This is a genomic window from Arenibacter algicola, from assembly GCF_018860365.1.
In the GTDB taxonomy this organism is placed as follows: Bacteria; Bacteroidota; Bacteroidia; order Flavobacteriales; family Flavobacteriaceae; genus Arenibacter; species Arenibacter algicola_B.
This window is the reverse complement of the sequence record NZ_JAHKPO010000014.1, coordinates 137,526-150,038: the sequence shown is the minus strand read 5'-3', so window position 1 is coordinate 150,038 and position 12,513 is coordinate 137,526. Positions and strand designations below refer to the sequence as shown.

General features: G+C 38.9%; 9 protein-coding genes and 1 pseudogene. 3 read left to right on the top strand and 7 right to left on the bottom strand.

Annotation, left to right across the window (positions count from 1 at the left end):
* Positions 1-380: 380 nt before the first annotated feature.
* Both KO529_RS11925 and KO529_RS11920 read right to left on the bottom strand, forming a co-directional pair.
* Complete coding sequence (locus tag KO529_RS11925; protein WP_215948108.1) at positions 381-893, bottom strand: hypothetical protein; 513 nt, start codon at positions 891-893, stop codon at positions 381-383.
* Positions 894-1,074: 181 nt separating this feature from the next.
* A complete protein-coding gene (locus tag KO529_RS11920; RefSeq protein WP_215948107.1) occupies positions 1,075-3,018 on the bottom strand; it encodes a helix-turn-helix domain-containing protein in 1,944 nt (647 codons plus the stop codon).
* 185 nt (positions 3,019-3,203) lie between these two features.
* On the opposite strand from KO529_RS11920, the gene KO529_RS11915 reads away from it, so the two are divergent.
* Positions 3,204-3,596 carry a DUF2784 family protein gene (locus KO529_RS11915; RefSeq protein WP_215948106.1) on the top strand — a complete coding sequence of 131 codons (393 nt, stop codon included), beginning with the start codon at positions 3,204-3,206 and terminating at the stop codon, positions 3,594-3,596.
* 76 nt (positions 3,597-3,672) lie between these two features.
* Complete coding sequence (locus tag KO529_RS11910; RefSeq protein ID WP_215948105.1) at positions 3,673-4,410, top strand: phytanoyl-CoA dioxygenase family protein; 738 nt, start codon at positions 3,673-3,675, stop codon at positions 4,408-4,410.
* A gap of 77 nt (positions 4,411-4,487) precedes the next feature.
* On the opposite strand, the gene KO529_RS11905 is transcribed toward KO529_RS11910, so the two are convergent.
* The 5 genes and pseudogenes from KO529_RS11905 to KO529_RS11885 form a co-directional block, all read right to left on the bottom strand.
* Positions 4,488-5,876 (bottom strand): FAD-binding oxidoreductase, encoded by a 1,389-nt coding sequence (locus KO529_RS11905; protein WP_252734385.1) that lies wholly within the window; start codon positions 5,874-5,876, stop codon positions 4,488-4,490.
* A 55-nt stretch (positions 5,877-5,931) separates the two neighbouring features.
* The gene (locus KO529_RS11900) at positions 5,932-6,414 is read right to left on the bottom strand and encodes a cupin domain-containing protein (RefSeq protein WP_215948104.1); all 483 of its coding nucleotides are present in this window, start codon (positions 6,412-6,414) and stop codon (positions 5,932-5,934) included.
* Between the two features lie 371 nt (positions 6,415-6,785).
* Entirely contained in the window at positions 6,786-7,892 is a 1,107-nt protein-coding gene (locus tag KO529_RS11895) for a nickel-binding protein (RefSeq protein WP_215948103.1), read from the bottom strand.
* 164 nt (positions 7,893-8,056) lie between these two features.
* Positions 8,057-10,250, bottom strand: a pseudogene (gene feoB / locus KO529_RS23700) (ferrous iron transport protein B).
* A 3-nt stretch (positions 10,251-10,253) separates the two neighbouring features.
* Positions 10,254-11,276 (bottom strand): metal-dependent transcriptional regulator, encoded by a 1,023-nt coding sequence (locus KO529_RS11885; RefSeq protein WP_215948102.1) that lies wholly within the window; start codon positions 11,274-11,276, stop codon positions 10,254-10,256.
* Between the two features lie 296 nt (positions 11,277-11,572).
* On the opposite strand from KO529_RS11885, the gene KO529_RS11880 reads away from it, so the two are divergent.
* Positions 11,573-12,412 (top strand): sugar phosphate isomerase/epimerase family protein, encoded by an 840-nt coding sequence (locus KO529_RS11880; protein WP_215948101.1) that lies wholly within the window; start codon positions 11,573-11,575, stop codon positions 12,410-12,412.
* The last annotated feature ends 101 nt before the right edge of the window (positions 12,413-12,513 follow it).

The following is a 12,513-nucleotide window of genomic DNA, read 5'->3' as shown; positions in this document are numbered from 1 at the left end:
GAGGTTTAAGTTTGTTCCATTGCTATATGAATTCGTTATAAAACCAGTCACCATAAGAATTCACTATTGATGCTGATTCAAGGGCGTCCAATCCACGAAGTTTGGAAAGATCTTCATTGCGCATCATATATATGGTGTTTTAAAAAATAGACCATTTTTTCAGCTTAGACAATGAGTGGAAGCACTTTTAGATAAAGCCAATATTTCATTTCCTATTTAGTGCTTAACTCTACTAAAGGTACGGAATTTTACTTAGCTGATTGCGCAATTTAGTAGGTAAATTCAATGACCTTTATTAATGGATTTAATACTCGGATATCACCCTAAAAAAAGCCTTACCGGAGGAGTAAGGCTACAAAATTATCGAAGCATAAATATCCCTATTCATCAAAGTCGAAAGTCATTTTCTTCTTCTGATTTCCGTCGGTCAAAGTAACTTTGTACTGTTTTTTTGTCAAGTTATCCTCGGAAAATACACATATGTAGCGGTTCTTCTCCATTTTCCATCCGTCATTTCCATCAAATACCATTTTTCGGACGGTCATTGGAAGTACAATATCCTCAAAATTCTCAAAGGCTGTTACTATTGAACCATCTGCGGTATAAGAAGCAATTATATCCCCGTTACTTGCTTTAAAGACAACATCGAAAGTATGGATGTCCTTTTTATCGTATTCATTCAAAGAGGTTACATCAAAGTTGGCAGCTTTGTATTGTAATTCCTGGACCACTTCCGGAGTATTACCATCATTTACTTTCTGCAAATAATCTACATTAACTGGTGAAACCGTTATGGCATCCAAGGTTACAGCGGTTATTCCGTCATGCTCTTCCTGTGCAAAGACGAAGCATGTAAGACCTAAAAAAATCAATAATGTTACAAATTGTTTCATGATAAGGTGGTTTAAATTGTTATTAATTCATTGCAACCCGAAGATATAATTAGTTGTTAATCAATACATAACAATTATATACACTTTACTTATAACTTATTTTTGAAGTAATTAACTAATGAGTTAAAGCCTTACAGTTATGTTGAATTTAAAGAAAAAAAGACCTGTAGTCGCAATAGCCTCAATCCGGAATAGTAAGTGGAGGTACGGGAAACTTCATTTTCTTATACAAGTCCAAATACATGGGGTCCTGCCGATAGGGTGCCAGTAAAGGTTCGGCGCGTAACCAAGTCATTTCTACCTCGTGGCTTTTATAGGATTTTTGAAGCCAATTGAAAACTTCCTTCCTATTTTGGATATGACAGTAATAAAGTGCCATAAACCAGGCCGGACTGCCGGAAGAACCTTCTTTGAATTGTTTCTGCAAGGTGGTGAGACTTTCTTGAACACCATCTCTATTATTGGCCATTTCATAATGTAATGCATTAAGCCAAACTACAATAGGCGGACGGTCTGTAAAATTATTCATCAATTGCTCCAGTTTTTCTTTAGAGGCATCGTATGCTCCAAAATAATAATACCACTTGGCCGCTTCCCTTAGATAGAACATATCATCCATAAACAGCGGATCATATTGCTCTAAATCTTCTTTTGCCTCCTCACTGGAAGAAACGAAAAATATCACTGAGGCCCTAATAGCAAATAACCACCCATAGGATGGATCTTCCAAAATAAGCTTATTTAATTCCGATAGGGCATATGAATATTTGCCGGTCTTAAGGTAATAATCAACAAAGAGATATTCGTTCCAATTATCAGCCCCTAAACGGGCAGAGGTTTCTGCTACATATTGCTCCACGGCCTCAAAATTCCAATCAAAATAAAATTTACCAATATGCAATTGATCGGACAACTGTATATTATCGCCATCAATTAACGAAGCCTTTTCCAAATAATATTTGGCATTTCTCCATGCTTCCTGCTCACCATACATACCCCAAACAGCTCCACCTGTAACATAAATATCGGCCAGGCCAAGATAGGGTTCAATAAAAGTTGAATCCAAGTCCAAGGCCTTTTCATATAAGGGTATTGCATTTTTGAATGATGACTGATTAAATTTATTGTTTTGATATTTGGCCAAGAGATAATAATTATAGGCTTCTTCATTTTTTGTTGGTATGCCTTTAAAGGCATCATAGTCCTTTTCAGTAAGTTTCACATTCATTATAGTGGCAACCTTTTCCGCAACCTTCGATTGAATTTCGAATATTTCATTCGCCTTCCATTCTCCAGAATAAGAGCCGGACCATAGTAGTTTATTCAAAGGACCATCATTTAATCGGAGATTTATTTTAAACAGATTACCCTGTTTTTGAAAGTTTCCTTCAAGAATGTAAAACACTTTAAGTGCCTTTGCCAATTCGGGCAAACTTTTTTCGCTGTTCTTAAATTGGAGACTGGACGTAAAAGGAACTACCTTATCCATTTCCTTAATTTCAGAAATTCTGCTGATTACGGCATCGGTCATCCCATCACTTATGTATTCCAATTTGGGGTCCCCACTCCAATTCTTTAGGGGCAATACCACAATGGACTTGGTACTGTGGCTGGAAGGCATTGAAGAAGTTGTGGGAGTATCAATTGGAGGTTTTGTCCAAAGACTATTATACTGAAAATAGCCATATAGAAGTATTAGAAAGAGAATTACCGAAGCTAAGGTAAACTTCATCTTTTGATTACCGGATTTTTCAAACTTCGGGCGTTCTTGCTGCAGGTGTTCACGAATCTTGGCTTCCCCAGGAGTAAAACCAAAATACTCCTTAAAGCAAGTATTAAAATAGGTGGGGCTGTGAAAACCTACGGAATAAGCAATTTCAGAAACCGTAGCCATATCTTTTTGGAGCAGCTCCATAGACTTTTCAAGCCTCAATTCGCGAATAAACTGACTAACGGATTTGCCTGTTAGCTTCTTTAAACGCCTGTGCATATGCGAGCGACTCACCCCATAGATACGGGCTGCTTCCTTAACTCCAAATTGTTCGTTATCGAAATTATTACGAATAATTTCAGTCAATTTTTGAAGAAAACGATCGTCTTGACTCTTTGAATCTGAATTACCCATAAAATATTAGGTTAATAATTCAGGGGGGAAATGGCACTCTTTTAAAGTTACGAAATATTAATTATAATAAACTGATTAATAATATTTTAAGCACACCCTGGCATACTACTTTTCCTCGAATTCCACAAAATCGTTAGGGCAGGATAAAATTGCTATCTTTTCAGAAAAACCAATCCTTCTACATAATGGACGATGCATTTTTAAGAATAGCCAATATTTTTTTCTATGTTTTTCATACGGTTCTCATTATTTTTAATTTGTTTGGATGGATATTAAAACGTACACAAAAACTTAATCTTATCACCTTGCTTTTAACCTTTGGGTCTTGGGGTTTGTTGGGGATTTGGAAAGGTTGGGGCTATTGCTTTTTAACCGATTGGCATTATGAGGTCCTTGGACGATTGGGCGAACACAATCTACCAAATAGCTATATTGGTTTTTTGATTAAAAAAATAACTGGCTGGTTGCCCAATACAGAATTGATAGATTTTTACACCCTTAGCTTGGCTATCTTGGCATTATTATGTTCGGTTTGGGTCAACCTTGTATTACCAAGGACAAGGAGAAAACCCCGTTAAATGTGGCAAAAAATATATTTAAGACAATTATATCGTATCTTTTTTAGCTTGAAATCATTTATTAATATACTTAAGCATGCTCACAAAGGAGGAAATTGAAATTTTGGAAAATAAGGGTTATTTATCCCTGGGCAAACTATTGACGGATGCACAGGTAAAAGCCATAAACGACAGGATTGATGCCATAATGCTGAATGAAGGTCAGGCTGCCGGATCGGAATTGGCCGAATCCAAATATATAAGGCATCCCAAGGAAGAGGGTGCCGATCGCTTGGCCGATCTGGTTAACAAAGGGGACGTTTTTGATATTTTTTACACACATCCCAGGGTACTGGCCGGCATTGCCGCCGTACTAGGCCCATCCTTTAAATTATCCTCCCTAAACTACAGGGCTGCAAAACCCGGTCTTGGACATCAGAATTTACATGTAGATTGGGGCAATAAAATGGTGGAAGGGGTCTACAAAGTCTGCAATTCCATTTGGTTATTGGATGACTTTACAGAAAACAATGGGGCTACACGTATCGTGCCCGGCACCCACAAACTTGGAATATCTCCCCAAGAAAAAATTAAGGATCCCAGCCTTCCCCATCCTGATGAAATAATCATCACAGCACCGGCAGGATCTGTTTTTATTTTTAACTCACACGCCTGGCATGGAGGAACTACCAACCTTACTGACAAGCCAAGAAGAAGTATACACAGTTATTTTTGTACCTCCGACCAACCTCAACAGATAGATCAAAAAAAATATATTACCGAGGAAACCAAACAACGTGTAGGTAAAGAAGCCCTAAAAATTTTGGATGTTTAGTGGACTTTAAGACCTCGATAGGATATATCATTGTTGGCAAGCTATCTAATTGGCTTGCCAACAATGTTCCCTGACCCCTAGCTACTAGGAAGGATATTCTGATTTACCCTAAACAAGTTATTAGGGTCATGATGTTTTTTTATATGGGCCAATCGCTGGTAGTTATGCTTATAGCTTGCTTTTACCCGTTCCTGACCTTCATTCATCATAAAATTGGAATAAGCTCCCCCAGAGGAGTGTGGGTGCAATTCATTGTAATAATCTTTACACCAATTGGTTATTTTTCCTGCATTGGCGGCATCTGGATCTACGCCTACAATAACCCCTGCATATTTTGCATCCCTATAGGCCCATGGAGTATCAGTATTCCCTACCCTGCCTGCAGCTCCACTAATGGGATATAAATGCATTTGCGAAAGCGGTGTCGGGATTTTTGAACCATATTTTAAATGGGCCGACCTAATTTCTGTTCCTAACTTATTGAAAAAGTCGGCCCTCCAATACCATTGCAATCCAGGAGGCAATAATCCATCGAACATTGTTTGAATTGAAGGATAGGGCATTTCACCAACATGTTGGAACAAGGGTTTTTTATCCAATACAGGTTTAAAGATTTCTTCAAATTTATCTGAATGACCAGTATAGCACCATACAATTCCACAGAATTGCTTATTGTGCAAATGTTCGGGAAATGGTGGGCCGGGAATAACCATAGTTGCAATAAAACCATTTAAGTCTTCCGGGGCTTTATGTATAAATTCATCATACCAAGCCATAATTTCTTCAGTTTGTTCAATGGGCCATAAAGTAGGTCCACCAATAACCGTTTTTAAAGGATGGGCCTGAAACTTAAATGAAGTTACAATTCCAAAATTTCCACCACCCCCGCGAATGGCCCAAAAAAGATCAGGATGCTGCTTGGCGTTCACGGTAACAAAAGAACCATCGGCCAAGACCATATCGGCCTCCAGCAAATTGTCTATGGTAAGTCCGTATTTCCTGGTAAGGTAACCCACGCCACCTCCCAATGTTAAACCGCCTACACCTGTTGTAGATATCATTCCACTCGGAATTGCCAGTCCAAAGGCATGTGTGGCATGATCTACTTCCCCCCAAATGTTACCCCCTCCAACACGTACAGTATTATTGGAAGTGTCCACTTGAACAAATTTAATTCCGGATAGATCAATGACCATACCGTCATCGCACAAGCCCAAACCCCCGCCATTATGTCCACCTCCTCTAACAGCGATCAACAAATCGTTTTCCCTGCCAAAGTTTACCGAAGCTATTACATCGGCCACATCCACACACTTTACGATCATGCCAGGATGTTTATCGATCATACCATTATACACCTTGCGGATACTATTGTAGCTGCCATCGGAAGGCATTACTACCTCTCCCCTTATTTCTTTTTTAAAGGATGCTATGAGGTCAGCATCCATACCGATAACCATTTCCATAATCTTGATTTTAAATTAATTTTTTATTTTATTTTCTGTTAATGTGTACTTACCATTATTCTTTAAGTACCATTGGAAAAGCATCCAAAGGTTCCTCAAAGGCAATAAAAAGTATACATGGATCTTTGTCCCCACATTTAGCGGTATGAGGTTTAGTAGATGGGCCAAAGGCATAGGAGCCAACTTTCATTATCTGTTCCTTTTCGCCTTCATAGGTAACACGCAATTCTCCAGAAACAAGAATCATGCGCTCGGCTGAATTATGCCAATGTTCAGGTATTTCATAGCCGGCAGGTACTTTAAAGAATACATCCAAGTTTCTTTTGGCAGGGTCACCGTGCAATACCGATATTGTACAGCCTTCAGGCATAAAAGATGGGCAAGGGCCCCATTGTAAATCTTTATCCTCATGTGTCCTTACTAAGGATGCTTCCTTTGCTTCTTTTATGTCACCTTGGCCAAATAAGGAAAAACTTGCAAAAAATGTCAAAACCAAAATGACAACTTTTAATTGGGAATACTTTAGAGTATTGTTCATGACTAAAATGTTTTAAAATTAATAATTGTTAATATCAAATAAGAGGCACTGCTCCTAAAAATGAAACATTGGAAGTTTAACCAATTCACCTTCCAGTTTAACATGCATCCACAACAAGTGGCTGACAAGCTGGAATTGAGAAAAAGTGCGCGATCGGTTATCTAATTCTTAAACAAGGGGGATACGGGTAAAAAACTAAGTAGCAATGATTATTGACTTGTTTCAGGTTCCTGAATGGGAAACAAACACTATTTGTTTCAGGACACTTCCATTTATCTAAAGTAAAATTAAAGCAAGTAAAACCTAATGACCTCTACATTTAATTCAAATAATTACAAAATTTGAGCATGTACAGGTTTGCACTATAACGTTTAAACCGTATAGCTTTGGATATATTTGGACGGAAGGATTCCAAAATTATCCATAAAACATTTTGAGAAATAGGCCGGACTGTTAAATCCTGTTCCAAAAGCAATTTCAGAAATATTATTGGCTTTTTTATCCAATAATTGCATGGCTTTTTCCAATCGGTAATCTTTTATAAAGTTGTTGGGGGACTTCCCTGTAAGGGCAATCATTTTTCTATATAATTGGGATTTACTGAATCCCATATTTTTACTAAAATCATTGGAGTTAAATGCGGAATTGGTCCATTCTTTCTCGGTAAAATCCATTAATAGGTTTATAAATTTTTCCTCTCCAACATTTAGGGTTTTAAAACTCTTATGGTTCAATTTAACATTCAAATTTTCACTTTCATACAATTCCCTAACTTCAGGGGAAATAACAATTTTCCCGTGGACCATTTCACAAAACCGTTCCGCAAGTTTAATGGTATCTTCAAAAATACCATCCTTTTCGGTCACTGGAACGCCAGCATTCAATCCTATGCTCAATTGAAAACCATTATTAAGGTTCTTTGATGAGGAATTAAGATGGGAATGTATCTCTACAGCACAAAGTACAGCATTGGTAACCGAATTAAAGGACAACAAAAAATAAGCTGTTTTTTGCCTTACAATCCTCCCCAAAAATTTTTCTACAGATCCGATAATAAATTTACTATGTTCACTGAGTTCCCTATTCATAAGCCTGGGGTCAACACCCTTAAGGGATGCTTTTCTTAAACCAATGACCATTATGGTTCTAAAAGCCGGGTCGTTGATTATATTTAACTCTGTCTTTTGTGATTTTTCGGGATCCTCTATTCTACCCAAGAACGATTCCACAATGGAACTCTCCACTTCAATAATTCTGTGGGGAACTTCTCCGTGCGCATGATTATGCATATCCTGAATGGCCTTTTTATTGGGGGCTTGGATTAAACAAAAGGCAGTTCTCCTTTTCTCATCGCACCAATACGTCATACCCTTACATCCGTAAAGATGCTCAATTTTTAGATCTTCCCGATGCATCTGTGCAACATGCACCGCGGTAATTTCCTTAGGAATTTCATGACGATCCATGTAAATAGGCATAACAGTAGATTTTTATACAAGTTAGTGATTTTAATCCAGTTACATGCGTGTTTTCCTGGCTCGTTTTTGCCTAATTTAGGGAACCTCCAAGAATAGAAATATTCCCATAAAACCTTTAATTCAAGCTGGAATGTTTTATTAAGACCAATAATGACCTGGAGTTTTTACGCAAGTAATCTCCAGATCTGTGCTACCAAAAATGTCACCACAAATCCCATAATTACAGGTAATATTGAAGCTACAAGAGTCCATTTAACACTTTTAGTTTCCTTATAAATAGTATAAATGGTGGTACTACAGGGATTGTGCAACAAACTGAACAACATTAGGTTAATAGCAGTCAACAACGTCCATCCCCCTGCTCTTAGAATATCCCCTGTAGCCGTTACGGAATCCAATTCGAACATTACACCGGCGCCGGCGCCGGCGGAAATTCCTGTAACCAGAACAGTCAACATCAGTATAGTGGGGATCACAATTTCATTGGCCGGAATAGCTACAATATAAGCCACCAAAATAACGCCGTTAAGGCCCAAAAGGAAGCCAAAGCCATCCAAGGAATCTATCAACCATGAGGCAACGCTGGCATCACCCAAATAAATATTTGAGATAAGCCAAATTACGGCTCCTGCAGGGGCAGCAAAAACAATTGCACGCCATAGCACGATCAAGGTCCTATCTATTATGGAAGTATAGATAGTTTTCCAAAATCGTGGAGGACGATAGGGTGGTAATTCCAAATTAAAGGTAGATACTTCTCCTTTCAAAACCGTTTTGGACAAGCCCCATGATACCAAAAACATAAATATCATACCCAACACAGCTATTCCTATTACCGCCGCCAATGACATAATTCCCGAATAACTAGCTGGCACCAGGGCTCCCACAAATATGGTAGCAATCAGAATCTGTGTGGGCCAGCGCCCATTACAAAGGGAAAAGTTATTGGTGATGATGGCAATCAATCTTTCCCGGGGGCTGTCTATGATCCGTGTAGCCACGATACCTGCGGCGTTGCAACCAAAACCCATACTCATGGTCAGCGCCTGTTTACCATGGGCGCCACTTAGTTTAAATAAATGATCCAAATTAAAGGCTACCCTTGGCAAGTACCCGAAATCTTCCAATAATGTAAACAATGGAAAGAAAATAGCCATTGGTGGCAACATCACTGCTATGACCCAAGCCACTGCCAAATATACCCCGTCTATTAAAAACCCGTCCAACCACCATGGCATTCCAATAGTGGAGGCGAATCCCTTTAAGGCCGGATGGATCGTATCCAGGAGAATGCCGGACAGCATGGCTGAAGGATAATTGGCCCCAACGATCGTTAGCCAAAGGACTACTGCCAAAATCAAAAACATAAGTGGAAAACCCCATATCTTGCTGGTAATGATCTTATCTATCTTGGCGTCTATCCTGAATGCCCCAGTTTCATCCTTCTTATGCACCGAGTCCTTTACTATTTCCGCGGCATCTGCATAGATTCCTTCCGCCAGATTATCATGGAACTCATCGCCAATTTGCCAACGAAGGTCATTGGAAAGGGAAATAATATGATCTATTTTTTTAGTGTCCATCAAAGTTAAGTTATACGAATTCACCCGTTTTAAGGGTCTCAATAATATTTCTGTCCCCTTCCAGCAAGCGCAACGCGATCCATCTACTGTTGGGAATGTCGGGATATACTTCTTTTATTTCCGTGCTTAATTTTTCCAAGGCCTGCTCTATATTTTTTGGTATATTCTTTATACGATGGGGCTTGCAAAGAATTTTACCGTTGGCCAGTTCACTAACGGTCTGGATCAATTCCGGAATTCCCCTATTATACCTTGCGCTGGTGGGTACCACAGGAATACCCAGATCCCTTGCCAAAGTACGGGTATCTATTTCCAGATTATTTCTTTCGGCCTCATCCATTAAGTTTAAACACAGGACCGCATTATTCGTAATTTCCAAAATCTGTAATACCAGATTTAGATTTCTTTCCAGCCTACTGGCATCTACCACGATGACGGTTACCGAGGGCTTCCCAAAAAGAATGAAATTTCGGGCAACTTCCTCATCTTCAGAGGTGGAGAGCAAAGAGTAGGTCCCTGGCAAGTCTACCAGCTTAAATTTCTGCCGATTGTACTCAAAAGCGCCTTCTGCCCTGGTTACCGTTTTGCCAGGCCAATTTCCTGTATGTTGGCGCAAACCCGTCATGGCGTTAAAAACAGTACTTTTTCCCGTATTCGGATTACCTGCTAAGGCAACTACAAAATCAAAATCGGAGGTATTTACCCCTAATTTTTTCAATCCCTCCGCATTGAACTGGGCACAGGTCTCACATGCACTTTTAGGTTTAACTTCCATGATTTAATCTTTTTGTATTAAAATTTTCGATGCTTGATTTTGGCGAAGGGCAATACTTGTGCCCTTGATTAAAAAGGCTTTGGGGTCGCCCAAAGGATTCAGAAGATCTATCTTGACCTCAGCTCCTTTCACAAAACCCAAATCGAGCAACCTTCTTCGGCTATCTCCCCTAATTTCCTTTGATATCCCTATAATCTTGGCAGTTTCATTTTCTTTTAAAATGGACAACCTCGCTAAATTTTCTTCAAATACCACGTCCTTTTCCAAAACTGATACTGTAATATTCCCCGCCATTATGGGCGCCAATACAAAGGCCTCCCCCTCGGAATGAAATTCAATGCGGGCAGGTGTCTTTTCCATAATCCGTATCACAGATCCAATATGGATATTTTCTGCCAAGATCTGTTTGTAAATTATTTCGGGCTTATCCTTGATGTTGACAATTCTTCCAATTGTTCCAATGGGCAGCTCCGATACAGGAATCCCCTTAACTTTGGCAATCTTACCAGTATTGGTCGGTATGGGATCTCCGTGCGGGTCAAATTGGGGATTGCCTAACTGGGAAGCCAGCATATCTGTATCCATCTTGGAAAGTTCATGTTCCATTCTTTCTGCCCTCTCATGCCATTCCGCCTCCTTGAACCCTGTTTTTTCGGCCAAAAATTTCTCCCAAAGCCTATGGGCCCTAACAATTCGCAGGGCATAATCACTGCCCGATTTTGTAAGTTTCACACTATCTCCCTGTATACTTATCAGCTCATGGTCCGACATTTTATTGATGCTTTCAAGAATGAGTCTGTCATTGTATTTTAATGTCCTAATAATATCATTGATGTTGAGATGCTTGTCCGCATTTTCATTGTGATATAATAACTTTAAAACATCCTCAACAACTATTTTATCATTCGAAACAGAACTGTTTTTTATCAGCCAAAACCATCCCTTATTAGGTCTGAAAAGCAGATAAGCCAAAATTGAAAGTGCAAAAAACACCGCTAGGGCTGTTATAGGATTGTAGGTATTCATTAGCTAGATATACATATATTTTTGGCCCGATTTTTAACAACCGCACATTTACATTGTAGGTCAAGGCCCATATCAATCTTGATTTTATAATTGATATAAAGATAAATATTAATTTTTAGATTCACCTAAAAATATATTTCACATGACCTATATTTATATTGACTACTAATGGAAGCTTCTCTAAAGAACCAACGACCAACATGGGCCTTTGTTTATGTAAAAGTTTTTATTGTTTTAATTGTAGCATATTTATAAAAACATATGTTACTTTTAAAAAAATATTATTTACAATTATTATGAAAAAGTTATTGACTTCTACTGCCTTGAAAAAATTAATTCTACCGTTGTTAATAGTCGGTATGTTTACAGCCAATGCCCAGCAAAAGGTTGGTGGTCTGGCACTCTATACGGTCCGGGATAATATGGGAGCCGATGCCAAAGCTACTCTTAAGGCTGTTGCTGACGCTGGGTATAAAAATATTGAAGCTGCAGGATACAGGGATGGAAAATTTTACAATATGGCCCCAGAGGAATTTAGCAAACTGCTTAAAGAAGTGGGATTAAAGCCAATTAGCACACATCAGGGCGGGGTTACACTAGAGAATGCGGATACCATGATTGCCGATGTTAAAGCGGCCGGATTTAAGTACTTTGTAATTCCGGTACCACCCATGGGACTAAGGGACGACTATAAACAACTTGCTACTGTTTTGAGCACCCTTGGTGAAAAATGTCACAAGGCAGGATTGAAATTACTATACCACAATCACGCTTTTGAATTCGAAAAAGGGGATGATGGGGTAGTTACCTATGATTACTTGCTAGAAAACACAAATCCGAAATATGTTAATTTTCAGATGGACCTTTATTGGGTAACCAAGGCGGACAAAGATCCAATAGCCTATTTCAATAAATATCCAGGAAGGTTCATAATGTGGCACGTGAAGGATATGGACGATCAAGGTAGGTTTGCCCCAGTAGGTAACGGCCAAATTAATTTCTCCGAAATCCTGGCCCAAAAAAAACTATCCGGGATGAAATATTACATGGTTGAGCAGGATAAAACTTTTGATATGACCCCGTTGGAAGCCATAAAAATTAGTCATAAGGGCATTATGAAAATAGGATTTAAATAAGGATATCACCAATTTCAACTGCCTATAACTATGGTGTTGACAATGAATTGGTTTCAGTATAACTAAACGGCTGCCAGGGTCTATCCTTGACAGCCGTTTGT